This is a genomic window from Agrobacterium sp. T29 (assembly GCF_006970545.1).
Classification (GTDB): domain Bacteria; phylum Pseudomonadota; class Alphaproteobacteria; order Rhizobiales; family Rhizobiaceae; genus Agrobacterium; species Agrobacterium leguminum.
Genome location: NZ_CP040640.1, coordinates 648,980 through 674,419, shown reverse-complemented (window position 1 = coordinate 674,419; position 25,440 = coordinate 648,980). Strand labels below are relative to the sequence as shown.

At 63.2% G+C, this 25,440-nt stretch carries 19 protein-coding genes; 3 read left to right on the top strand and 16 right to left on the bottom strand.

Annotation, left to right across the window (positions count from 1 at the left end):
- The first annotated feature begins 82 nt into the window (after window positions 1-82).
- Window positions 83-403 carry a carboxymuconolactone decarboxylase family protein gene (locus tag FGF54_RS03470; protein WP_142778931.1) on the top strand — a complete coding sequence of 107 codons (321 nt, stop codon included), beginning with the start codon at window positions 83-85 and terminating at the stop codon, window positions 401-403.
- A 237-nt stretch (window positions 404-640) separates the two neighbouring features.
- Window positions 641-2,977, top strand: a complete 2,337-nt coding sequence (locus FGF54_RS03465) for a PAS domain-containing sensor histidine kinase (RefSeq protein WP_142778930.1) — start codon at window positions 641-643, stop codon at window positions 2,975-2,977.
- A 216-nt stretch (window positions 2,978-3,193) separates the two neighbouring features.
- On the opposite strand, the gene FGF54_RS03455 is transcribed toward FGF54_RS03465, so the two are convergent.
- Window positions 3,194-6,163, bottom strand: a complete 2,970-nt coding sequence (locus FGF54_RS03455; RefSeq protein WP_142778929.1) for a bifunctional [glutamine synthetase] adenylyltransferase/[glutamine synthetase]-adenylyl-L-tyrosine phosphorylase — start codon at window positions 6,161-6,163, stop codon at window positions 3,194-3,196.
- A 287-nt stretch (window positions 6,164-6,450) separates the two neighbouring features.
- Here FGF54_RS03455 and FGF54_RS03450 point away from each other — a divergent pair, with 287 nt between their 5' ends.
- Window positions 6,451-7,314, top strand: a complete 864-nt coding sequence (locus tag FGF54_RS03450; RefSeq protein ID WP_168207996.1) for a MipA/OmpV family protein — start codon at window positions 6,451-6,453, stop codon at window positions 7,312-7,314.
- A 75-nt stretch (window positions 7,315-7,389) separates the two neighbouring features.
- Here the strand turns inward: FGF54_RS03450 and FGF54_RS03445 are convergent, their stop codons facing one another.
- From FGF54_RS03445 to FGF54_RS03375, 15 genes are all read right to left on the bottom strand, one after another.
- Window positions 7,390-9,111: an SDR family oxidoreductase gene (locus FGF54_RS03445; RefSeq protein WP_142778928.1), complete on the bottom strand. Its 1,722-nt coding sequence runs from the start codon at window positions 9,109-9,111 to the stop codon at window positions 7,390-7,392.
- Window positions 9,112-9,172: 61 nt separating this feature from the next.
- Window positions 9,173-9,598 (bottom strand): thiol-disulfide oxidoreductase DCC family protein, encoded by a 426-nt coding sequence (locus FGF54_RS03440; RefSeq protein WP_142778927.1) that lies wholly within the window; start codon window positions 9,596-9,598, stop codon window positions 9,173-9,175.
- Between the two features lie 203 nt (window positions 9,599-9,801).
- Window positions 9,802-11,211, bottom strand: coding sequence for a HAMP domain-containing sensor histidine kinase (locus tag FGF54_RS03435; protein ID WP_142780120.1), 1,410 nt, complete (start codon window positions 11,209-11,211; stop codon window positions 9,802-9,804).
- A 9-nt stretch (window positions 11,212-11,220) separates the two neighbouring features.
- Complete coding sequence (locus tag FGF54_RS03430) at window positions 11,221-11,979, bottom strand: response regulator transcription factor (protein WP_031233368.1); 759 nt, start codon at window positions 11,977-11,979, stop codon at window positions 11,221-11,223.
- Window positions 11,980-12,292: 313 nt separating this feature from the next.
- The gene (locus FGF54_RS03425; RefSeq protein ID WP_142778926.1) at window positions 12,293-13,861 is read right to left on the bottom strand and encodes a Do family serine endopeptidase; all 1,569 of its coding nucleotides are present in this window, start codon (window positions 13,859-13,861) and stop codon (window positions 12,293-12,295) included.
- Window positions 13,862-14,017: 156 nt separating this feature from the next.
- Complete coding sequence (locus FGF54_RS03420; RefSeq protein WP_142778925.1) at window positions 14,018-14,485, bottom strand: cytochrome c-type biogenesis protein; 468 nt, start codon at window positions 14,483-14,485, stop codon at window positions 14,018-14,020.
- Entirely contained in the window at window positions 14,482-16,473 is a 1,992-nt protein-coding gene (locus FGF54_RS03415; RefSeq protein ID WP_142778924.1) for a heme lyase CcmF/NrfE family subunit, read from the bottom strand. The genes FGF54_RS03420 and FGF54_RS03415 overlap by 4 nt, the downstream gene beginning before the upstream one ends.
- Window positions 16,470-16,982 carry a cytochrome c maturation protein CcmE gene (gene ccmE, locus FGF54_RS03410; protein ID WP_080817359.1) on the bottom strand — a complete coding sequence of 171 codons (513 nt, stop codon included), beginning with the start codon at window positions 16,980-16,982 and terminating at the stop codon, window positions 16,470-16,472. Before ccmE ends, FGF54_RS03415 begins: the two co-directional genes overlap by 4 nt.
- Complete coding sequence (gene ccmI, locus FGF54_RS03405) at window positions 16,979-18,142, bottom strand: c-type cytochrome biogenesis protein CcmI (protein WP_168207995.1); 1,164 nt, start codon at window positions 18,140-18,142, stop codon at window positions 16,979-16,981. Before ccmI ends, ccmE begins: the two co-directional genes overlap by 4 nt.
- Window positions 18,143-18,303: 161 nt before the next feature.
- A complete protein-coding gene (locus FGF54_RS03400; RefSeq protein ID WP_031233367.1) occupies window positions 18,304-18,732 on the bottom strand; it encodes a membrane protein in 429 nt (142 codons plus the stop codon).
- Window positions 18,733-18,837: 105 nt separating this feature from the next.
- On the bottom strand, window positions 18,838-20,238 hold the full coding sequence (locus FGF54_RS03395) for a HAMP domain-containing sensor histidine kinase (protein WP_003521230.1): 1,401 nt from the start codon (window positions 20,236-20,238) through the stop codon (window positions 18,838-18,840).
- Window positions 20,228-20,899: a response regulator transcription factor gene (locus tag FGF54_RS03390; RefSeq protein ID WP_003509815.1), complete on the bottom strand. Its 672-nt coding sequence runs from the start codon at window positions 20,897-20,899 to the stop codon at window positions 20,228-20,230. The genes FGF54_RS03395 and FGF54_RS03390 overlap by 11 nt, the downstream gene beginning before the upstream one ends.
- 94 nt (window positions 20,900-20,993) lie before the next feature.
- On the bottom strand, window positions 20,994-21,248 hold the full coding sequence (locus tag FGF54_RS03385) for a hypothetical protein (protein WP_003497070.1): 255 nt from the start codon (window positions 21,246-21,248) through the stop codon (window positions 20,994-20,996).
- A 137-nt stretch (window positions 21,249-21,385) separates the two neighbouring features.
- Complete coding sequence (locus FGF54_RS03380; RefSeq protein WP_168207994.1) at window positions 21,386-21,592, bottom strand: hypothetical protein; 207 nt, start codon at window positions 21,590-21,592, stop codon at window positions 21,386-21,388.
- Between the two features lie 34 nt (window positions 21,593-21,626).
- Window positions 21,627-25,427, bottom strand: a complete 3,801-nt coding sequence (locus FGF54_RS03375) for a glycoside hydrolase/phage tail family protein (RefSeq protein ID WP_142778921.1) — start codon at window positions 25,425-25,427, stop codon at window positions 21,627-21,629.
- Between the last annotated feature and the right edge of the window lie 13 nt (window positions 25,428-25,440).

The window sequence follows — 25,440 nt, the reverse complement described above, 5'->3', positions numbered from 1 at the left end:
ATCAAGGCGGCGTATCGCGTTGCGCGACAGGATGGTTCGCGAGAGGCCGGGAACGGCTGAAGAGACCGGAAAGGAATTTCAGATGACGGACATGTCCAGGACCAGCGCTTCGTTTCAGCGCTTCATGACCGATGCTCCGGCCCACAAGGCGGCATGGTTTCAGGCCGTGCAGGGTCTAGGGGCGGCGTCCACGCTCGATGTGAAAACGCAGAGCCTGATCTATATCGGCATTCTTGCCGCCCTGCGTCTGGAAAGCGGTCTCGCCTTTCACGTGATGGAAGCCAAGGTGCGGGGCGCAAGCCGCGACGATATCATCAGTGCGGTGCTGACCGGTCTTCCCGCTGCGGGCAATGGCGTGATCAGCGCGCTTGGCCCGGCTCTCGAGGCCTTCGACGGAGCCTGACGCCTGTTCCAGCGACGTTCCGCAACGACCGGATCGGATTGCCGGCTCACTGATTTCGTTCATAATTCCCGCCTTCGCCAAAGCGGAAACAGACCGTCCCGAAAAAATACGGAGTCGGTTCAAGGGGTTAAAATTCTTTTAACTTTTGCCTCTGGACACGGCGAATCGCATTTGATTCACTAGTCATATTCGAGCGGCGGCGCTTCGAATCACTGGGGACATCTTGAAGGCGGGACAATGACGAACGTGCGGCGGGCGACTGCGGGCGATGAGCGGCCGTATGCCAAATTTTCTGATCTTGCGGCCTGGGGCGAAAGGCTTTCCAGCGACCTGATGGGTTTGATGAATGGCTCCGACCGCCCGATGCCGCAGGTCGAGACCCTGCTGAAACGTCTCATTCCCATTCTCATCCTCGCCTTTCTCGTCGTCGTCGCAGCCTCGCGCATGCTGGGCATCGTTGCCGAATATAGCCGCATGGAAGAGGCCGCCCGCCATTCCACGGCGCTGACGGCGCTGACGGCCAAAGCAGCCCTTCTCAACAACGATACGGTCTTCACCGCGCAGGATCGCGCCCGCGCCGAAGCCAACCTCGTCGCGGCGCTGCCGTCCGGCAGCCTCGCCGACGGTACGATGGTGCTTCTTTCGGGCAGCAATGGCCGCATTTTCGCCGGCGCCGGCAAGGAAGCGATGCTTTATATCGGCACGTCGCTGCCGGCTTTGCTTCCTGAAATCGCCATCGTGCAGCGTTTCCCCGGCGCGCCCGGCACCATCGAGACCAATATCGACGGCCAGCAGCACTATGCGACGATGATCCCCTTCGGCGACGACGGCGCGATGGTGATCGCGGCCCGCTCGCTACAGCCGATCCGTTCCTTCTGGCGCAGCGAAATCGCCATGAACGTGACGCTGTTTGCCGGCATCTCCTCGATCCTGCTGGTCGTGCTCTATGCCTATTACATGCAGGTGAAGCGCGCCCGCGACGCCGACGACATCTTCGCCGAATCCAACCTGCGGGTCGAAACCGCGCTGTCTCGCGGCCGCTGCGGCTTGTGGGATTTCGATCTTTCCACCCGACGCATGTTCTGGTCGGGTTCGCTCTACGAAATTCTCGGGCTGCCGCCCAAAGCAGCGCCGCTTTCCTTCTCCGACGCCGCCCGCATGATGCATTCCGAAGACGGCAATCTCTATGAGCTTGCCCGCGCCGTCGGCTGCGGCAATCTGCGCCAGATCGACCAGATCTTCCGCATGCGCCATGCCAAGGGCCATTATGTCTGGCTGCGCGCCCGCGCCCAGGTCATCCGCACCAATAACGGCCCGCGCGTCATCGGCATCGCCATGGATGTGACCGAACAACACCGCCTTGCGCAACGCTACGCCGAAGCCGACCAGCGCCTTGCCGACGCCATTGAATCCACCTCGGAAGCCTTCGTGCTGTGGGACAAGAACGACCGTCTGGTGATGTGCAACACCCACTACCAGAAGGCCTATGGCCTGCCGGACAGCGTGCTGGTGGCAGGCACGGAAAAAAGCACCGTCTATGCCGCAGCCGCCCGCCCCGTCGTTGAACGTCGCGTTGCCGATCCGGACCAGTCCGGCCTGTCGCGCACCACCGAAGTGCAGCTTGCCGATGACCGCTGGCTGCAGATCAACGAGCGCCGCACCCGCGATGGCGGCCTCGTCGCGGTCGGCACCGATATCACCCTTCTGAAACGTCATCAGGAGCGCCTGCGCGATTCAGAACGTCGGCTGATGGCCACCATCGGCGATCTCTCCGCCTCGCAGCACAAGCTGGAGCGGCAGAAGACCGAGCTTTCCGACGCCAACGCCAATTATCTCGCCGAAAAAGAACGCGCCCAGGCCGCCAACCGGGCGAAATCCGAATTCCTCGCCAATATGAGCCATGAGCTGCGCACGCCGCTCAACGCCATCCTCGGCTTTTCCGACATCCTGCAAAACGAAATGTTCGGACCGGTCGGCTCGCCGAAATATTCCGAATATGCGCGCGATATTCACGATAGCGGCAAACACCTGCTCAACGTCATCAACGATATTCTCGACATGTCGAAGATCGAGGCGGGCCATATGCGCATCAACCGCGAGACCATCGATCTCGCGCCGCTGATCGAGGAGACCCTGCGCCTGACGGCCATTCAGGCGGAACAGAAGAACATCACCGTGCAGCAGAAGGTTTGCGCCGGGTTGACCATGCAGGGCGACCGCCGCGCCATGAAGCAGATCATGCTCAACCTGCTCTCCAACGCCGTGAAATTTACCGGCGACGGCGGCCGCATCGCGCTGCGCACCCATGTGCATCAGGCCGCGATGATCCTCACCATCGCAGACACCGGCATCGGCATTCCCGCCCAGGCGCTCAACAAGATCGGCCAGCCTTTCGAACAGGTGCAAAGCCAATATGCCAAGAGCCAGGGCGGCTCCGGCCTCGGGCTCGCCATTTCCCGCTCGCTGGTGAAGCTGCATGGCGGCACGATGAAAATCCGCTCGTGTGAGGGCCGTGGCACGGTGGTGACGATCATCATTCCGCATGCGGCGGGGTGCTGCGGGACGGTGCATTGAGGTGGCGTCGGGCGCGCTGACTTTCCTGCAATACGTAGAGGTCGAGTGCGCGATACCCCCCTCTGCCCTGCCGGGCATCTCCCCCTCAAGGGGGGAGATCAGCTAGACGGATGCTCCCCGCCAAATTCGCAACATTTGAGATGATCGCGCCGTTGCCGCATACCGATCTCCCCCCTTGAGGGGGAGATGCCCGGCAGGGCAGAGGGGGGTGAAGCCTCACCCACCATTCTTCACCGTCCCCACAAACGCCTTCCGCACCGCCTTCGCCAGCCGCTTCACCTCTCCCTCCAGTGTGGGAATGTCAGGGCAGTCCCCCGCCCGGCAAACGAGATCGGTGAGGCCCGCCGGCGCTTCCTTCGGGTTGAAGGCGCCGTCGATACACAGCCGCACGATCTGCGAGATTTCGGTGTAGAGCGCCATCGCCGCCATGCAGTCATCAAATGCCTGCGGCTCCATCACCGGGGCGGCGAGCGCCTGCAGCGCCTCGGCCGTGTTGCGCCCCGGTTCATGCGCGGCAAGCCCCTTCACCGGCCCCACCAGCGCCAGATATTGGGCGATGAATTCGAGGTCGATCAGCCCGCCATTGATGAGCTTGAAGTCCCAGTTGTTTTCCGGTGGCTTTTCCTGCTCGATCAGGCTGCGCATTTCCAGCACATCGGTGGAGACCTTCGCCACATCGCGCTTTTGCGACAGGATGGAAGCGATGATGCGGCGCGCATCCTCCATCAGCGAGGCATCGCCGCAGATCAGGCGGGCGCGGGAGAGCGCCATATGTTCCCAGGTCCAGGCTTCCTCGCGCTGGTATTTCTCGAAGGCGGAAATGCGGGTCGCCACCGGGCCCTTGTTGCCGGAGGGGCGAAGCCGCATGTCCACCTCGTAAAGCACGCCTTCCGCCGTCGGCGCGGAAAGCGCGGCAATCAGCCTTTGCGTGACGCGGGTGAAATAACGCACGACATCAAGCGGCTTTGCGCCGGTCGATTCATGGGCGGCATCGTCATAGTCATAAAGCAGGATGAGATCGACATCCGAACCGGCCGTCAGCTCAAAGGAGCCGAGCTTGCCCATGCCCATGACGGCGACGCGCCCGCCGGGATAAAGCCCATGCGCCGCTTCCATTTCCGCCAGAACGGCATTCAGCGCCGCCTCGATCACCAGATCGGCAAGATGGGTGAAGGCGCGGGCGGCGACTTCACCGCGGATCGCACCGGTGAGAAGCCGAACGCCGATGAGGAAGCGTTGTTCGGCAGCGAAAATACGCAGCCGGTCGAGAATATCCTCATAATGCCGGGCATTGGAGAGAAAGCTTCCCATGCGGTGTGCGAGATAGTCGCGCGTCGGCACGTCACTCATCAATGCCGGGTCAAGCATGCCGTCGAAGACATGCGGACGGGCGGCGATGATTTCGGCAAGGCGCGGTGCGGACGACATGATCGTCACCAGCAGGTCAAGCAGCGCCGGGTTGTTGCCGAGCAGCGAAAAGAGCTGGATGCCGGCCGGCAGGCCGGAGAGGAAATTGTCGAAACGCAGCAACGCCTCATCGGCCCGCTTGCTTTCACCGAAGGCCCTGAGCAGGTCAGGCGTCAGCTCCGTCAACCGCTCGCGCGCCTCGACGGATTGCGTCGCCCGGTAGCGGCCATTGTGCCAGGTGCGGATGACGCGGGAAATATCCTCCGGCCGCTCGAAGCCGAGGGCGGAGAGCGTCTTTAACGTATCGGGATCGTCCTTCTGGCCGGTGAAGACCAGATTGCCGGCCTCGCCAGACAGTTTCACCTCCTGCTCGAACAGCGCCGAATAACGCCGCTCCACCAGCCGCAGCACCTGTTCCAGCTTTTCCGAAAAGGCCTTGGTGTCCTCGAAACCGAGCATGAAGGCGATGCGCTTCAATTCGGCTTCGGTGTCCGGCAGCACATGGGTCTGCTCGTCGCGCACCATCTGGATGCGGTGCTCCACCTCGCGCAGGAACCAATAGGCGTCCGTCAGGCTGTCACGCGTTTCGGCGTCGATCCATTTCGCGTCGGTCAGCGCCGCAAGCGCCTCCTGCGTTGCGCGGACCCTGAGCGCCGGCATGCGGCCGCCGGCAATGAGCTGCTGTGTCTGCGCGAAGAATTCGATCTCGCGGATGCCGCCGCGCCCGAGCTTGACATTGTGGCCCTTCACCGCAATCGCGCCATGGCCCTTATGGGCGTGGATCTGCCGCTTGATGGAATGAATATCGGCAATCGCCGCATAATCGAGATATTTGCGGAAGATGAAGGGCGTCAGCTCGCGCAGGAAATTCTCACCCGCCCTGATATCGCCGGCCACCGGCCGCGCCTTGATATAGGCGGCGCGTTCCCAGTTCTGGCCCCTGCCCTCGTAATAAAGCAGCGCCGCCTCCACGGGGATGGCGAGCGGCGTCGAGCCGGGATCGGGCCGCAGCCTAAGATCGGTGCGGAAGACGTAACCATCGGCCGTGCGCTCCTGCATGATGCGGACCAGACGGCGCATCATGCGGCCGAAATTCTCCGTCGCATCATAGGGATCGTCCATGATGCCGGCTGAGGGTTCGAAGAACACCACGGCGTCGATATCGGAAGAATAGTTCAGCTCCCGCGCGCCGAGCTTGCCCATGCCGAGCACGATGAGGCCCGACCCGTCGCTGGGGGCTGCGACATTTTTCAGTTTCAGCTTGCCGCTCTCATGGGCGGCGAGCAGCAGGTGATCGATGGCGGCGGAAAGCGATGCATCCGCCATGTCGCTCAGCCAGCGTGTCGTATCGCGCGCGGTGAAGATGCGCGCCAGATCGGCAAGTGCCGCGATGAAAGAGAGCCGCCGTTTGGCTACCCTCAGCCGCGACATCACCTCGTTTTCGCTCGGCACCCCGCCTTCTTCGCCCGGCTTCCAGCAATCGCGCGCCTCATGGACAAGACCCGCCAGCAGCGGCTCGAGCGGTTTCGACATCGCCAGCGACAAAAGCCCCTCATCCGCAGACGCCATGTCACGCAGATAGGGGGACAGCGTGAAAGCCGCGGCGATAAACTCTTTGAGTGCACTTTCCCCGGCAAGCAGCGCGGCCACCGCCGGCTCGCTTTTGCCGATATCCTTCAGCGTCGAAAGAACGGATTTCAGTTCCGTCTGCGTATAGGGGCGGATCACGCCCGGCAGGACCTCGCTCAGCCGCCTTTCGGCGGTTTCCCGTTTCGTCACTGTGTCTCTCCCTCTTCCGACTATCCTCTCGCCGCTCCCCGACATGCGGCTTTCAGGACCGGATGCGCCGCACCCGAAACGTCCCTGCCGCCACACCTCTTAGAATCCTCCCGGCGCATGCATCTGGCGTTGTAACAAATGCAGGCCGCTTTGCGATCATAAAACCGCCGATGGCGATGTTTTCCAAAGCGCCATCCCCCGTAATGTCTCCGCAATTGTGCCCGCGTAGCGTCAGCCTCAACGAAACCCGACTCCCCGGTTTTCCAACGCTCGATGTTGCAACGGATATGATCATGAAACAGATTTTTACAGTGAAATTGCACAAGAACCTGCGCGCGATTGCCCTTTGCCTGACGGCGCTGCCCATGGCGCAAGCCGTCTGCACGCCCGTTTTTGCCGCCGATATCGGCAAATCGGACCGGGTGGCCGATCCGCAGGGCAATTTCGACAATGCCCGCTACAGCAGCTCCAGCGACTGGAAGATCACGCTCGGTGTCGGTGCCGCCTACGCCCCGAAATATGAGGGTTCGGACAAGCTGGAAGCAGGCGCCGTGCCGCTGGTTTCCATCGAATATGGAGATACGCTGAGCATCGATTTCAGCGGCGTCACCGTCAACCTGCTGAACCACAACGGCTTCAGGCTGGGTGTGAAGGGCGGCTGGGAAGCCGGGCGCAAGGAAAAGGACGACAGGAAAAACCTGCGCGGAATGGGCGATATCAAGGCGGCCGGCGTGGTCGGCGGCGTCATCGCCTATGGCGTGGACCCCTTCGAAATCTACGCCAAGGTGGACAAGACCATCGACGGCAGCGAAGGCCTGACCGCGACCATCGGCGCCAGCGTCTCGCACAAGGTCGATCAGTTCATCCTGGGCGCCGACCTCTCCGCCACCTGGGCGGACGACAAGCACATGAAATCCTATTTCGGCGTCACCTCGGCCCAGTCCGCCCGCTCGGGCCTGCGCCGCTTCGACGCGAAATCGGGCTTCAAGCGCGTCGACGCCAGCGCCTCCGTCACTTACCTCCTCACCGAGAACTGGTCGATCACCGGCGCGGGCGGCGTCGGTTTCCTGCTGGGCGATGCCAAGGACAGCCCCCTGTCGAAGAAGGATATTCAGCCGTTTGCGATGGTGGGCGTCGCTTACACGTTCTAAACCGCGAGCAGGAGAACCGCGCGGCCACGGATGCGCGCTCCGGCACGTCCCCGATGAGGAAAGGCGTCCCTGCCCTCACGCCTCCTCACCCGGTGAAGCGCCGCAAAGCGTTTCACCGGGGCCGCGATGTTTCGCAGAACGGGCGGCCGGTTCCAGCGCGCCCTTATAAGCGACGACGAGATCGACGAAGGGCAGAGAAATTTCCACATCGAAGCAGAACCGACCGTTTTTCTCGGACTCGAAACTCTCACCCTTCGGCAGAAGAAAGCCGGGCAGCGGTATGCCCAGAACATGCCATCGCCGGGGGATGAGAGCCAGCTGACCGCCATCGAGCACCAGCGCCAGAGCGACGGTGACGATGCCGAAGCGCTCCGCCAGCAGATATCGATCCTTGCCCATGCCTGCCGACTGTGTGGACGAGAAACGCCGCCCGCCGAAATTCCGCGTCCAGCGCTCCTTGCCCTTTTCCGGCGTGAAGGTGACGCTGACGGGAACCTGCTTTCCCGCCTGCGGAAAGCCGACGAGCGCGGAAATCATGCGGGCCAGCATGCCCTGTCCGCGGCGTATCTCGGCGACCCCGCTCCATTGCCGAACATCCTTGCTGTCGTGAAGTTCCCGCAGGCGCGGCGGCAAGTCATCGAAGGCCGGGCCGAGAAGCTGGCGGAACAGCGGGACGTCGAGTTCCTCGCGGCGGAACCCCGTGTAGATCGTCTTGCTGCGGAAAAGCCGGTCGTAATCGGCAAGGTTCAGCGCATCCGTGCCGGCGCGTGCGCCGGGCAACGGGCGCTCGCCGCTCAGCATCTTGCGGACAAGAGCCTCGATCGCCATGGAGGGGATGTAGGGGCCGTCATCGCCTTCGGCCAGCAAATGCCAGCTCATCTCCATCGGCCTGCCCGCTGCACGCCCCTGCGCGCGGACGAACATGCCGCCGCGATGTTCGCCAAAGCGCATCCGGTTCAGCACGGCATGAAACAGCGGCGATAGCGGCGCGAATGAGGGAAGGCCGAACCGCGCCCGCGCTTTCGCCAGAAGGTTCAACATACGGTGCAGAAACTCCGGCACGGGACCGGCCCCCATCCATATATCGGTCATCGACGGGTGTTCCGGTGGAATCACCTGTAAATCCGGCACATCGACCAACGAAAAGTGAATATTGCGCAACGGCAGCCTGCCGGGCACGGCAACGGTGAAGCGCCTGCTTTCCGCAAGGCCAACGCCGTGCGCCGGCCTGCCATGCCGCCAGAGCTTGACCGCCGCGCCGGCATAACCCACCACCGCCCGCATGACGTTGAGGCCGATCCCGGCATAAGGAGACGGCGCTATTCCGCCCTCGACGGTGAGAATGTCCATGGTCCTTTCCATTTCGCGCAGGACGGCGGCCGTCAGGACGGGGAAACTGCTGACGCCTGACAGGACGAAAACACCGGCGGCTTTTGCCCGCTCGTCGAATTGGCTAACGCCGAAAACGAAATCGGCGGCATCGGCGAAATCGAGATAGTCTATCCCGGCGTCGATGCATGCCGTTATCACGCCGTAACATGCGCTGCCATAGGTCTGGAACGGCCCGGACGCATCGACGACAAGATCGGGCTTGTGGATGCGCAGGGCGTCTGTGATATCGCGGCGATCGAGCATCAGCGGGCGCAATTGCGCCTGTCCGCGCCAGGCTGCGCAAAAGGCCTCCGCCCGTGCGAGGCTGCGGCCGCAGACGAGAATTTCAAGGCTGGACATATCGGCAAGCAGTTCCGCCAGCCGGCCGCCGAACACACCATAACCGCCGAGGATCAATATTTTCATTACCCTGCCGACGCCTCTGTGCCGATGCCCGGTTTACCTGAACGGGTGGCCATTGCCATGGTCAAAGGATTCTCTCCCGGTACTCCGGCGGCGCCACCCAGCATTCTTCGCGTTTTCCAAACCAGCGGTAGCGATTGCGGGCGACAAAGCGATAAACGGGATCGCGCAGGAATGCGGGAACGATGCGCAATATGGTGATCAGCCGCCAGGGTAGGCCCAGCGCTTCATATATGCTCAGCACGGCATCGCTGTCCTGCCGCACCCTGCCGCCCTCCACGACCAGCATGCTGACCGGATCTTTCGGGTCCATGCCGCAACGTCGGTAAATTTCCGCGCCGATATCGCCCTGCATGGATGCCAGGCGGAAATGTCCGGCCCTGTCATGCCGCAGCACGAATTGCGCATTCACGGAGCACAGCACACATTCGGCATCGAACAGAATGATCGGGCCGTGCCCGTCGTCGGTCAAGGGAACCGTAGCTGCCACCCGTCACACATCCTTTCGTCCATCGCACGCGATTTCCGAACAGAGCCATTGCCGTCAATCAACCGGACTATTCTTCAGATCATCTTGCAATACAATCTTGAAAAACAGTCATTTTCCGGATGGCGAAGACTTTGCGCACAAATCCCGGTGATCCGCCGAACCTCGCCGGTCTGGATATCGCTGGCGGCGTCAGGAAGTGGTGCTTATGCCTTAGGGACGGGAAACACCATCGAAACGGTCAGCCCCGGACAGGCGGCATTCGCGGCATCCGTGTCCGACAGCATCAGCGATCCGCCATGCAGCTCCATCACGGCCTCCACCAGCGACAGGCCGAGCCCGGTTCCGGGTTTCGAGCGGCTTTCATCCAGCCTGACGAAGCGTTTCAGCACCTCACCGCGTTTATCGGCGGGAATGCCGGGGCCGTTATCGGCGACGGAGAGCACGATGGCCTCCGGTTCCCTTGCCAGACGCACAACGAGCTTTTTGTCGCCTTCACCCTCGCAGGCATATTTCATGGCGTTGTCGATGAGGTTGGAGAGCGCCTGTCCGATCAGCTCGCGGTTGCCCTTTACCGACAGGTCAGCCTCTATTTCGGCCTCCAGCACAAGCCCGGCATCCTCGGCCACCGGCTCGTAGAGTTCGGCGCTGTCGGCGGCAATCGCCGAGACGTCCACATCGGTCATTTCTGCTGCAATTGAGCCGGCCTCGACGCGGGAAATCATCAGCAGCGCATTGAAGGTGCGGATAAGCTGGTCGGATTCGGCGATGATGCCTTCAAGCGCTGCGCGCCGTTTCGTCTCGTCATTGTCGTCAAGCGCTGCGGCCGCCTTGTTGCGCAGCCGCGTCAGCGGCGTCTTCAGATCATGGGCGATATTGTCGGAGACCTGCCGCAGACCTTCATTCAGCTTTTCGATGCGGCCGAGCATGGCGTTGAGCGAGCCGGACAGGCGGTCGAATTCATCGCCGGAGCGGCCCTGCGGCAGTCGCTGCGAAAGGTCGCCCGCCATGATCTTCTTGGTCGCCGCCGACATGCGGTCGATGCGTTTCAGCGCGTTGCGGCCGATGCCGAACCAGATGAGCAGCGCGCCGCCGCCCATGATGGCGAGCGCCACCATCAGTGCGTTGCGCACCAGTGCCCGAAACTTGGTGGGTTCGCCGAGGTCGCGGCCGATCAGGATGCGCAGGCCATTATCCAGCATGAAGACATTGGCGGTGGCCAGATGCTGCACGCTGTCGCCGCTTTCGGAGTAACGCTCGTAACGGAAAGGAAAACCGGTCCAGCCTTCCTTGTCGAAAACGCCCGGCTGCACGGAAGCGACGTTGCCGGCAAGGATTTCGCCATTCGGCCCGGCGATGACGTAAAGGCTCGCCCCCGGCTGGCGGGCGCGGCGTTCCATCATCCGCAGCAGCGGGTTGATGCCGCCGCGATTATAGATGCGCTGCACATCCGAGACTTCCTGAAGCACGGCATCGCGCGTCTGCTGGTTCAGCAGCCGTTCGGAAAGGGCGGTGACATAGAAGACCAGGAAGGCGGCGCAGAGCGCAAACAGCAGGATATAGAGCGCCGAAAGGCGCACCGCTGTCGACCGGAACACTATTCTGAGGCGGGCCATTTTCGCCAATCAGCCCTCGTCCTTCATCATGTAGCCAGCGCCGCGAATGGTCTTCAGCAGCGGTTTCTCGAAGTCCTTCTCGATCTTCGAGCGCAGGCGGGACACATGCACGTCGATGACATTGGTCTGCGGGTCGAAATGATAGTCCCAGACGTTTTCGAGAAGCATGGTGCGGGTCACGACCTGACCTGCATTCTTCATCAGATATTCGAGCAGGCGGAATTCGCGCGGCTGCAGCAGGATTTCCTTGCCGTTGCGGCGGACATCGTGGGAGAGCCGGTCGAGTTCGAGATCGCCGACCCGATAGATCATGTCCTGCTCGGGCTTGCCCTTGCGGCGGCCCAGCACCTCGATACGGGCGAGCAGTTCGGAAAAGGCATAGGGTTTCGGCAGATAATCGTCGCCGCCGGCGCGCAGGCCGGTGACGCGGTCATCCACCTGCCCCAGCGCGGAAAGGATCAGAACCGGCGTCTCGATGCCGCGGCGGCGCAGCTCGCTGATGACGGAAAGTCCGTCGCGGCGCGGCAACATACGGTCGATCACCATCACGTCGTAAGCGTTCTCGCAACCCATGAACAGGCCGCTTTCGCCATCGCTCGCATGGTCGGCGACGATCCCGGCTTCGCGGAACGCCTTGGTCATATAGGCCGCAGCCTCGAGGTCGTCTTCAATGACAAGAATCTTCATGTGCGGGACAATAGCGCCCTCGCCCTTTTCCGCACAACCGGAAACAGATGCGACAGACATTTCCTGAACCTTGTTTTCCATGAGGTTTCCTCCGAAGACCTGGTCTCTGGCACCTTTGCGCTTCAAGACGGAGCGAGCGCCCAGGGACTGGGCGAGTGCGGCTGGGTTTCTTCTCCCCGCCGGGGAGAAGGTGGCCCGAAGGGTCGGATGAGGGGGCAAGCGCGCAGTCTCTAGCTACCCTTGCCCCCTCATCCCGCTGCCGCGACCTTCTCCCCCACGGGGAGAAGAAACAAGTGGCACGCGCTCGTTCCATATGTTCTGTCCCGTCCTACAGGCGAGACACATTCCTTGACGACGCCGGCTCCCGAAAGAACCGGCATCGCCTTTCAACCTATCAACCCTGATCGATATCCAGAGCGATGAAGCGGCTGCCATCGTCCGTCTGGATCTGGAACAGCGCCTTGGAGCGACCGTCCTTCTTGGCCTGTTCGAGGATCTTCTCGATATCGGCGGCGGAAGCGACCTGCTGGTTGTTGACCGAGGTGATCTTCTCACCCGTCTTCAGGCCACGGGCGGCGGCATCGCTGTCGGGGTCGACATCGGTGATGGCAAGGCCGTTGCCGTCATCGGCGGGCGCAACCGTCAGGCCGAGGCTGGAGAGCACCTTCTCGCTGGAGGACTGGCCGCCCTTGTCCTCGTTCTGGGCAGGCGTCGCCTTGGAAGCATCGTCGCTGGCGAGATCGCCGAGCGTCACCGTGACAGGCTGCGACTTGCCGCCGCGCCACAGCGAGATTTCAACCTTGGTGTTGGGCGCCATGCCGCCGATGCGGCGCGACAGGTCGCGGGCATCCTTGACGGGCTCGCCATTGACGGCGGTGATGATGTCGCCCTGCTTGATACCGGCCTTGTCGCCCGGCGAGCCGGCCTGTGGCGAAACGACAAGCGCGCCGCTGGCTTCGGAAAGGCCGAGCGATTCGGCGATATCCTTGCTGACGGGCTGGATCTGCACGCCGAGCCAGCCGCGTTCGACCTTGCCGTCCTTCTGCAGGTCGGCGATCACGTCCTTGGCGACCGATGCCGGAATGGCGAAGGCGATGCCGACATTGCCGCCGGACGGCGAGAAGATGGCGGTGTTGATGCCGACCACTTCGCCGTTGAGGTTGAAGGCGGGACCGCCCGAGTTACCACGGTTCACGGCGGCGTCGATCTGCAGGTAGTCGTCATAGGGGCCGGAGCCGATATCACGGCCGCGGGCCGAGATAATGCCGGACGTCACCGTACCGCCGAGACCGAAGGGGTTGCCGACGGCGACGACCCAGTCACCGACGCGGATCTTGCTGTCATCGGCGAACTGGACATAGGTGAACTTGCGATTCACATCGACCTTCAGCAGTGCCAGATCGGTGCGCGGATCGCGGCCGACGAGCTTGGCGTCGAGTTCGGTGCCGTCATTCATCACGATCGTATAGGCAGAGCCGTCATCGACGACGTGGTTGTTGGTGACGATGTAACCGTCTTCGGAAATGAAGAAGCCGGAGCCCTGAGCGACGGGGCGCAGCGGACCCTTGCCGTCACGGTGGCGGTTCGGGCCACGGTCGGAGCGATCCTGGTTGGGGCCGCCGAATTCCTTGAAGAAGCGCTTCAGCGGATGGTCGTCCGGCAGCTGGTCGAGGCCACGGCCGCCGAAATTGAAGGAGAAATTGCTGGAGTCATCGGAAGCGGGCTGCACGTTCGACTGCACGCGAACGGAGACGACGGCGGGCGACACCGCATCGACCACATTGGCGAAGCTCGGAACCTGCGGCGCATTCACCTCGACGGGAGCGGCAAACGAATGGAGGATCGGTGCGGCGATGCCGGTGGAAAGCATCAGCGCCGCAAGGCCGCCAACGGTCGTGGCCTTCAAAGCCGTCTTCAGCGAGGCCGTCTTCAGCGAGGAATGGCCGTTTTGCGAATGAGACATGGTGTACCTTCTTTCTTCATTCAGACTGGAGCCCGTTTGACCGGGGGAGAAGCGGTGGATGATGAAGATATAGGAGGCGACACCTTACGGCGAAGTGTCTGACGAATGAAAAATCCGTAATGTTGAAAAAGAACCGGGGAGAAAAATGAAAACCGGTTATTTTTCAATGAGATTGCGAATTCGTTCTTCTTCGTCCGCACTCAGTTTCTGCGGCTGTTCCTGGCTTGCGCGGCGGCGCGAAAAGACGAAGACGGCGAAAATTCCCGCAAGGGTGAGACCGATGGGCGCACCCCACAAAAGCACGGTGCGCAGGCTGAGGCGCGGTTTCAGGAGCACGAACTCGCCGTAACGCGACACGACATAATCGATGACGGCCTTGTCGCTGTCACCCTCGACCAGCCGTTCGCGCACCAGAACCCGCAGGTCACGCGCCAGCTCGGCATTGCTGTCGTCGATGGACTGGTTCTGGCAGACCATGCAGCGGAGCTGAGACGTGAGGTTGCGGGCGCGCTGCTCCAGCACGGGGTCTTTGAGCACTTCGTCCGGATTGAACGCGGAAGCGGGAAGTGCTGCGACAAACATGAGGGTAAGAAGCAGAGCGAGCCTCACTACAACTTCCCTCATTCCGCCGCCTCCGGCATTGCAGCCCGCACCGGCTTCGCCTTGCGATTCGGCGCTCCGACCCGCAAACGTCTGTCCGAGAGCGAGATGAAACCGCCCGCCATCATGAACAGCGTGCCGCCCCAGATGCACAGGATGAAGGGTTTCCACCAGATGCGCACCACCATGCCGCCATCGGCCATGGGGTCACCCAGCGAGACATAAAGCTGGCTGAGGCCGAAGGTCAGGATGCCGGCTTCCGTCGTCGGCATGCGCCGCGCGGTATAGAGCCGCTTGGACGACCAGACATCAGCCACCTCCACCCCCGCCTTGCGCACGGTGAAATGGCCGCGATCCTCGGTGAAATTCGGGCCGACGGCGTGGCGGACGCCATCGAAGGTCAGGCTGTAACCGCCCGCTTCCGCCGCCATGCCCTCTTTCATTTCCAAGACCGTCTCGGTCTCGAAAGTGGTGACGATGACGATGCCGAGCACGGTGATGCCAAGCCCCATATGCGCCAGCGCCGTACCGAAGGCCGAACGCGGCAGGCCCTTCAGGCGGCGGAACGCAATACCGAAGGCGAGCTTGCCGAAATTGGCGCGATACCAGAGATCGGCGAAAGCGCCGAAGATCAGCCAGAAACCGGCAGCGATGCCGAGTGCGGCCAGCACGGGACCGCCATTTTGAATGTACCAGAGCGTCAGCCCGGCAAGGGCCGCAAGCGCTGCCGCCACATAAAGCCGCTGGAAGGCTCCGAGAAGATCGCCGCGCTTCCAGGCGAGCATCGGGCCAAACGGCGTGACGATCAGGATCGGGATCATCAGCAGGCCGAACGTAAGATTGAAGAAGGGCGCACCGACAGAGATTTTTTCGCCCGTCAGCGTTTCCAGAATGAGCGGATAGAGCGTGCCGATCAGCACGGTCGCCGTGGACACAGTGAGGATGAGGTTGTTGAGGACGAGCGATCCTTCGCGCGAGATCGGCGCGAACAGGCCGCCGGCCTTCAGGGAAGGTGCACGCCATGCGAAAAGCGCGAAAGCGCCGCCGATGAAGACGGTCAGAATGCCGAGAATGAAGATGCCGCGGCTCGGATCGGTGGCGAAGGCATGCACCGAGGTGAGCACGCCGGAGCGGACGAGGAAGGTGCCGAGCAGCGAGAGCGAAAAGGTCATGATCGCCAGAAGCACGGTCCAGATCTTCAGCGCCTCGCGCTTTTCCATGACGAGCGCCGAATGCAGCAGCGCGGTGCCGGCAAGCCATGGCATGAAGGAAGCGTTTTCCACCGGGTCCCAGAACCACCAGCCGCCCCAGCCGAGTTCATAATAGGCCCAGTAGGAGCCCATGGAGATGCCGGCGGTGAGGAAGGTCCATGCGGCGAGCGTCCATGGCCGCACCCAGCGCGCCCAGGCGGCGTCGATGCGTCCTTCCAGCAGCGCCGCAACGGCAAAGGAGAAGCAGACGGAAAAGCCGACATAACCGAGATAGAGCAGCGGCGGATGGATGGCGAGGCCGAAATCCTGCAGGATCGGATTGAGGTCCTGCCCCTCGGCGGGAACCGGCTCCAGCCGCAGGAACGGGTTGGAGGTGAGCAGGATGAACAGCAGGAAGGCGACCGAAATCCATGCCTGCACCGCAAGAACATTGGCTTTGAGCGTTTCCGGCAGGTTGCGGCCGAAGGCGGCGACGAGCGCGCTGAAAAACACCAGGATGAGCAGCCACAGCAGCATGGAGCCTTCGTGGTTGCCCCAAACGCCGGTCAGCTTGTAGATCATCGGCATCAGCGAATGGGAGTTTTCCCAGACATTGCGCACGGAAAAATCCGAGACGGCATAAGCCCGCGTCAGCGCCGCGAAGGAGAAGGCGACCAGCAGGAACATCAGGACCGAGCCGAGCGAGGCGACATCCATCAGCGCCCGGTCGTTACGGCGCGCGCCGATGACCGGCAGCGTCGAGACGATCAGCCCCACACCGAGCGCCAGAACAAGAACATAATGGCCGATCTCGTTGATCATCTGGTCGCTCCGGTCTTGTCGGAAGAAGGTGCGCTGGCCGCTGGCGTTGCGGCGGCTGGTTCCTCGCCGTCTCCGGCATGCTGCCACAGGCCCTTGTCCTTCAGCCGGTCGGCCACTTCTTTCGGCATGTAGTTCTCGTCGTGCTTGGCCAGCACGCTGTCGGCCACGAAACCGTGGGTCGCGGCATCGAACATGCCTTCGGTCACAACGCCCTGCCCTTCGCGGAAAAGATCGGGCAGGATGCCGGTATAGCTGACCGGCACGTTCGCTTCACCGTCGGTCACCGTGAAGCTCACCGTGCGGCCCTCGCCGCGCTTGATCGAGCCTTCCGCCACCAGCCCGCCGAGGCGGATGCGGGTGCCGGGGTTGACGGGCGTTTTCTCCAGATCGGCCGGCATGTAAAAATAGGCAATGGACTGGCCGAAGGCGAACATGACCAGCAGCACGGCTGCAACGATGAAGCTCATGCCGCCGCCGATGATCACTAGGCGTTTCTGTTTGCGGGTCATTGCGTCACTCCCTGCGGCGCGGCATCCTGCTGCCCGTTCATGCGGATCGGTCCGGCGGAAACGCCCAGCTCCTTGGCCAGCGCCAGAAGCTGCCTGCCCTGCTCGCCCTCCGGCGGGAAGGCCTTCAGCCCCGCCCGCAGGGCCTCTCCGGCCTTGGCTTCGTCCTTCAGCACGGAATAGGCGCGAACGAGACGCATCCAGCCTTCGAAATCGGCCGGGTTTTCCTTCAGCTTGGCGTCGAGACTCGCCACCATGCCCTCGATCATCGCCTGCCGGTCGGTCGCCGTCATGTCTTTTGCCGCCGCCATGTCCTCAGCGGTCGGGCCGGGTGCGGCAGGGGTCGCCGCGCCGCCGGTCCGGGCGATATGTTCGCGCACCAGCGGCAGCCACGGCGCGCCGGCCGGTGCATCGGCCGCCAGCGCGGTGAAGGCGGCGCGTGCTTCCTCGGCCTTGCCGGCCTGTTCCAGCGACAGCGCCAGATAGAAGCGGGCGCGCGGATTGCCGGGCTTCAGCTCTTCGGCCTCAGCAAAAGCAGCACGCGCGGCCTCGATGACGATGCCGTCATTGCCGGCCACCAGCGTTTCGCCAAGGCCCGTCAGCCGTTCCGGGCTCGGTCCCAGAATACGAAGCGCATTGCGATAGGCAAGCTCGGCATCGCCAAGCCGCAATGTCTTGAAATAGATCGGTGCGAGAATATCCCAGCCGGCGCCGTCCTCCGGGTTCTGCGCCAGATGCCGTTCCGCCCGGGCGACCAGCAGGTTCATGTCGTTACCGGGCTTTTCAAGACGCGCCTCGAGCGGCATGTCCGGCACTTCCGGACTGCCGTTCCAGATGTAAAGACAGAGACCGAGCGCGGGCAGCAGAACCGTGATGAGGCTGGCGGCGAGATTGTGCCGGCGCGGCCGGGTTTCTTTGCCGGATTGCTCTTCCGCTTCGGCGGCGGCGAGAAGCCGGCGGCCGATTTCGGCGCGGGCATAATCCGCCTCTGTGTCGCCGATCAGGCCGGCGGCGCGTTCGCGGTCCAGTTCGGCCAGCTGATCGCGATAAACGGCGACCTCACCGTCGCGGCGCGTCTGCGGCGCCTCGGTCTTCCGCATCAGCGGGTACATCAGGACGATGGCGACAGCCGCCGTCAATATCGCAACGACAATCCAGAACATAAGGCTCAATTACTCGAATGCGCGGCACATGGAAACATGAAGCGCGGGGATGACGTGAATTTGAGACATCACGCCGCACCGCAGGCCATCTCCCGGCTGCACCGCCATGCCTCTTCTTGTCATCGCAAAAGGCCCGTGACCTTGATTTACGTCAAACTATTTCAAGTCAGCGGCGACCAGCTTCCATCGGCATTGCGGCAGGCTGCGCCGCGCGCCCTGGTTTCGCGTCCGTCGACCGTCAGGGTGTGCGAATATTGCCGGCAATTCTGGTTGCCGACCTGATAGGGCGCATTGGCGACCACCTGCCCCTTGGCGTCATCGCCGGTCCAGGAAACCGGCGTGCCGACGGGGGCCGTTTCCAGCGCCTTGTATTCGGCTTCCAGCGCCTTGGTCTGGTCACCCCTGTCGAGCTGCACGCCGCTTCGCCCGACAATGCCGCCTTCCAGATTGGCAAGGAAAGGCGTCGAGGGCTGCGCAGAGCGGCCGAACAGACCGCCGCCCGCCGGGCGGGTGCCCGTGGTGGTGCAGGCGCTCAGCATCGATACGCACAGGATCGAGAGAAGTGCCGGGCGTGACACCAGCGAACGCATTGTCACGGAGCGGCAGCCATCATACACGTCAACCAAACCCTGTCCTCTTTCCTACCGCATTGCACCCAATATAGTGCCATTGAATTTCTTGCCTTTTTTCTTGCCTCACGCAAGCTCTTTCGAAAGGCCCGGCAAAATCAGATCGGCTTTCAGCCCGCCAATGGCGCTGCGCGACAGCGAAAAGCGGCCATGGTACTCTGACACCACCTCGGAAACGATCGACAATCCGAGGCCCGTGCCCGGACGGCTTTCGTCAAGCCGTCTGCCGCGCTTCATCGCCTCGCTGATCTGTTCCGGCTCAAGCCCCGGCCCGTCGTCCTCCACCGTCAGCTCCACCCAGGAGCGACGGGCGATTTCCGCATCGGAGGATGGGTGCGTGCCGGTCGCAAGCGTGATGACCACACGCGTCTGCGCAAAACGCGCGGCATTTTCCAGAAGATTGCCGACGACCTCTTCCAGATCCTGCTGCTCCATACCGAGGACGGCGCCGGGTTGCTCAAAATTCAGCACGAACTGCTTGTCGGGGTTCAGGCGGCGCATCACGCGCACAAGCCGTTCCAGCGCCGGCTCCGCTTCCACGCGGGCAAGGATCGAGCCGCGCTGGGCGGCGATGCGGGCGCGGGAGAGATAGGATTGCACCTGCGCCTGCATGGCGTCGGCCTGCGCCCGCACCAGATCGCCATGCTGCGGCTCCAGCGTGCGGGCCTCGTTCAGAAGAACGGCGATCGGCGTCTTCAGCGAATGCGCGAGATTGCCGACCTGCATGCGAGCGCGCTCCACGAGGCGGCGATTGCTGTCGATCAGCGCATTGACCTCATTGGCAAGCGGCTGGATTTCACGCGGGAATTCGCCTTCGAGGCTTTCCGCCTCCCCGCCCCTGATCTTGCCAAGCGCGACGCGAGCCTGATCGAGCGGTCGCAGACTGTAGAGAATGGCAAGACCGTTGACGACGAGACTGCCGACACCGAAAACGGCGAGCGCCAGATAAAGGCTGTTGGAGAAATCGCGCACATCGTCTTCCACGACGTTCAGATTGCCGGAGACACGGAAACGCGCCGCGCGCCCCTCGCCATCCAGCACCACTTCCGTTTCCGCCACGCGCACCTGATTGCCCGCCTCGTCGGTGACGGCATAAAAGCGCTCATAGCGGTTGTCGAAGGGCGCATCGAGAATGCTCGGCACCGGCAAAGTGGAGACGCCGAGCGACGATGACACCAATGGCGCGGTCTGGAAATTGCCGAGCGGCTCGACAACCCAGTACCAGCCGGTATCGGGCTGCGAAAAGCGCAGATCGCCGAGCTGCGGGCTGCCGGCCAGCGTATTCTCATTGGAAATCGTCACGGAATTGATGACGTTATAAAGCTGCGCCCTCAGAAGATCGGTGAAGCTGCGCTCCACCCCTTGCCGGTAAAGCGTCGAGATCACGACGGCGATCACCACCAGCGCCAGCACCGACCAGAGCGAGGCGAGCAGCAGAACGCGGGCGGTGAGGGAATTACTTCGCATCTGCCGGCGCTTGCATCCGGTAACCGAGACCGCGGATCGTTTCGATCAGATCAACCCCGAGCTTCTTGCGCAGACGGCCGACAAACACCTCGATGGTATTGGAATCGCGGTCGAAATCCTGATCGTACATATGTTCGACCAGCTCCGTGCGCGAGACGACCTCGCCCATGTGGTGCATGAGATAGGACAGCAGCCGGAATTCGTGCGAGGTGAGCTTCAGCGTCGTACCGTTGACGGTCGCCTTGGAAGACTTGGTGTCGAGCCGGACCGGGCCGCACACCAGTTCGGAAGAGGCGTGGCCGGCGGCGCGGCGGATGAGCGCGCGCACGCGGGCAAGCACTTCTTCGACATGGAAAGGCTTCGTCACATAATCGTCGGCACCGGCGTCGATGCCGGCGACCTTGTCGCTCCAGCGGTCGCGGGCGGTGAGGATGAGCACCGGCATGGCCTTGCCGGCCGCACGCCATTTTTCAACGACGGTGATGCCGTCGAGCTGCGGCAGGCCGATATCGAGGACGATGGCGTCATAGGGCTCGGTATCGCCGAGATAATGGCCTTCCTCGCCGTCGAATGCCTGATCGACGACATAACCGGCTTCTTTCAGCGCATCGGTCAGCTGACGATTGAGATTGGCATCGTCCTCAACAACGAGAATACGCATTGTCCGCCCTTTCCTGTATCCCGGCCCGCAGGCGCGTCGCCGGTCATGCTAAATGTGTCGGATTGTTTTCCGATATTTCGGCGATGCGGGCAAGCTACATCGGCACGCGCATCGTCACCTTGCGCGGGCGTTCGCCATTGCCCTGGACGAGAACGGTGACGACACAGGACTGACCGTCGCCGGAAGGATAGACCGAAAGCAGCTGACCGCCGGTTTCGCGCACGACGCGGGCGACGGCTGCGCCGCAATCGCTCGCCGCCAGAATGTAATGGCCCTGCAGATCAGCCTCGGGCGCCGTGAAACCGGAAAGCCCGGCTGCAAGCGTCGCGATGATGAGAGGTGATGCCATTCTACAAACTTCCAAAAAATCGGGTGCGTCTCGAACCGTATTCTGACCGAATATGTAGCGCAAAGCGTCTGAATGGCAAATGAATGCCGCCCCCGCCGCATGGGCGCAAGGCGGGAACGGCATCGTCGCGGGCGCTGTCAGCGAATGGCACTGGTCGCCGAAAGACGGCCGTAAAGTGCGACCAGACCACCGATTCCGCCCGCAACCGTCACCAGCCCGTCCGCAAATTCTCCTTGCAGACCGGCGGGCAGATCAAGGCCGGCGATGCTGAAAAGCGGTGCGAAAACCGCGACCAGGGCGCCCCAGATCGTGCGCGATTGATACCATGCTTTGGTACTGTCCATAGTCTCATCCTTTGCGTTGTTTTTCAGGCACATGTCAGATCGGAAGGGTGGCCTGCACCACCACGCCCGAAGGCACCGCACGGCCGAGCATTCGGACACGCACGGAAATGTGATCCCGCAATGCCGGGAAATCTGTGAGTTCGTCCGCTGCGGGGTAAAACCAGAAGGGACGCGAAACCTCCGCCATGCGCCGCACGGTCTCGCCGTCCAGCACCTCGATGCGATAAAGCTCGAAGGGCTCGTCCAGCGGAATGTCGCTCGCATCCCAGCCGTCGGCCTCCACCCGGCCCCGTCGTTTCCACCTGATGAAAACGCCGTCGCCGCGCCGCTCGGCGGCAAGATGCACCGGCGCGAGCGGTGTCAGCGCCCGCAGGCCGCCCTCGAAGGCAAAAGGACCGCTCGGCGCGCCCGCCATTCCGGCCGCTTCCGCAATCCAGTTCAGGCGACGCCCTCGCTCGTTCGCGGCAAGACCGAGCGGCTGCACCGCCGCATCCAGAACCACCACCGGCGCACCTTTTGGCGCGCCTGCGGCAAGCGCGTCTTCCGTGCCGGCCAGTCCCCGCAGAAGAGCGGAGAGCCGCCAGCGCGAGGGTGCGATTTCCTCGGCTTTTGCGAAAGCGACGATCTCCCACACGCCGTTCGCCGCCTTGATGGCGAGACGGTTCTCGCCGTTCAGCACCGGAAGCTCCCCGGCCGACGATACCTCGCCGAAGGGCAGATCGACGACAACGGTGTTTTTCCGGTCGAAGCGGCCGGAAGGACCTGATGTCAGCGGCATTGCCAGCGCGCCGATCATCGCCGGCCGGTCCAGCACCACGCGCTGCCGGTAGCCTTCCCTGCCCGGCGACGCGGAAATGATGATTGGCCGCCAGGGCTTTGCAAGCGCCGCACTCCGCGCCGAATCCTCCGGCGCGGTGCCGTCATGGTAGGGCAGATCGAGAAACAGCACTTCCGGCGCGAAACCTTCGGCTCCGCTTGCGCCGCTGCTGCGCCGTTCCTCCGCGCCGCCGGCAAAGATCGGAAAGGCAGCGGAAAAGGCCCGCGCCTCCACCTGCCGCACCGCGCCGTCCTCGATCCGGCTGACCAGAAACCGCCCTGCCGGCGCCTGCGGAAAGGTCCCTTCCGGCAGGCGGATACAATCACCCGGTTCAAGCGCGATATCGCAAGGCGGCAGAGCAAAGCGCAGGCTGCGCCGCGCCTGCCGGTTGTCGCGCAACAACGCCTCGACGGCGGCTTCCGCCGTTTCCGCAGGCAGGGCAGCGTTGAGATCGAGCCGCATCACCCGGCTGCCGGCATTGTCGATGCGGCGGGACCGTACACTTGCCTGCTCGTAATCCAGCGCCGGGTTGAAGGACGTCAGCACGGCTTCAGCCGCGAAATCGCTGTCATGGCCGCGATTTTCCGACCAGAGCGGCTCGTCCTCCAGATCGGCCAGCACGGCAATATCCCGCACCGGCAAGACGGCTGTATTGCGGGAGCGGAAACGCAGGGTTCCGCCATCTTCCGTCACATCCACCTGAAACGCCGCCATCAGCGGCTCCAAGAGGTTGCGGGCCGAAGTCACGTCGCCCTGCACATAACCTCCCAGATCGCCGCTGACGGCCGAAACGTCGAAGTCTGAAAAGCCGTGATCGGTGAGGATGGCGGCGATGGCATCGGCGAGCGTTGCCGTGCCCAGCCTCCCGTTCAGCCAGTGGCCGGTGCGCCAGTTCGCCCCATCGCTCCATGCCGCGCCATTCTGCGGAAAGGCCGGAAAGGGCCGTGCATCCCAGGTCCATAGATAGACCCGGTTTGCATCGACCATCGCCGTATCGCCCTTTCCCCAATGGTCGAGATGCGCCTCCAGAAACCGTCGCTGCTGGCTGTCGGCGCGGTTGCGGCGGGAAAAATAGGGAAAGGCGTTTTCCGCCGATTTCGGATCGGGAAAGACATTGGGGCGCGTCGCACTCTTGTCCACCGCCGGGCAGCCGAGTTCGGTGAACCAGATGGGCTTCGAGCGCGGCGCCCATGCCGTCGGCGTTGTTTTTTCCACACCCCGCACCCGGTCGTAGTGGAGGTTTCCCCACCAGTTGCGCAAGTCCTTGTAACGGAACACCCACGGCTTGCCCTTCAACCCGTCGGTAATCGGCGTGCGCCGCCGCGCGGCGCGGTCCGCATCGCTGGCATAATACCAGTCGAAACCCTCCCCCGCCGTGATGGCGCGGCGGAAGGCACCGGCATCGTCCGGGCCGATCATGCCGTCAGGATTGCCGTTTGCGGCATCCTCGTCGCGCCAGTCGGAAAGCGGCATGTAATTGTCGATACCAATGGCATCGATATCAGGGCTCGCCCAGAGCGGATCGAGGTTGTAGAAGACATCGCCCGAGCCATCGGCCGGCTGGTAGCCGAAATATTCGCTCCAGTCCGCCGCATAGGTCAGCTTCACCGCCGGCCCCAATATCGCCCGCACATCACCCGCCAGCCGCAGCAATTCCCCGACAAAGGGAAAGGCGTCGTTCTGGTCCCTGAGCGAGGTCAGCCCGCGCAGCTCCGAGCCGATCAGGAAAGCATCCACTCCCCCCGCCTGGGCCGCCAGCGCCGCATAGTGCAGCACCATGCGACGATAGCCTTCGTCACGGTTGCAGAAGGCGGAAACCTGCGCCCTTGCGCCCGCGCTGCGATCCGCAGAGCCGGCCCTGCCGGGGGCGGGAAAGCAGGTGATGCGCCCGCGCCAGGCATAGGCGTCCTGCTCGCTTTTGCCATAGGGGTCCGGCAGCCCATTGCCGATGGGAACATCCATCATCACGAAGGGGTAAAGGCACACCCGAAGGCCGCGCGCCCTGAGATCGGCTATCGCCTGCAACACGCTTTCGTCGTTCGGCGTGCCGCCATAGGCCGGGCCGCCGCCATGATGGCTGACAGGATGCGCCTCATCGCGCGAAAGGCCGGCGACGGACCATGGCATGGTTTCCCCATCCCGGCCGGCCACTTCCACGCCCGGCAGAATGCGGCATTCCCCCGCCCGCATATCCGTGCCGAACCAGCTCACCACCAGCGCCACGCTCTCAAGATTGGGGCACAGATCCAGCAACTCGTCGATCGCAGCAGCCCAGTCGGTCGACGCGGTCAGGCCGTTGCGGTTCATAATGCGGCTTTGGCCGATCCCCGTCCTTTCGCAAACCTGCGCGGTGGCGTAACCGTGCTCGGTGGCGCCCGGAATGACTGTGATGGCGCGGATGGATTTTTCCAGCCGGCCGACCGGCCGCACCACTTCGAACTGCATGAGCGGAATGCGGTTGCCGAAGCCGTCGAGCGGCAGGCGTTCGAACACCACATAGGCCAGTCCGCGAAAGGCCGGCGCATTGCCCGCCCCCTGCTTCGCCTCGATCAGCGGGTCGGGCAATTGCGTCTCGCTGCCGGGATAAAAGCGCATCTCCACGGCACTCAGGTCCAGTTCCCGCCCATCGGCCCAGACGCGCCGCACCCTTGCCGCCTCGCCTTCGCACAGGCCGATGGCAAAGCTGGCGAAATACCGAAAGGTCTCCACTTTCGGGCCGCGATTGCCCTTGCCGCCACGCCGCTCCACTTCCACGCTTTCTTCGAAACGCGTCGCCCAGATCAGCGTGCCGCCGATCCGTGCTGCGCCGTAAAGCCGGTTGATCGCCGCTCCCTCATCCGCGCCGGGAATGCGCGCCGTCGAGAGCCGCGCGCCCGTTACCGTCCGCCCGTTCGAAAGCAGCGTGCGGTCGATGGCATTGCCCGCCAGCGCCCCGGCCGCCCGGCCGATCACCGCGCCCAAAGGACCGAAAATGCCGCCGAGTGCCGCGCCCGCCGCCTGAAAAACGATTGTCGCCATGCTTGCCTCGAAA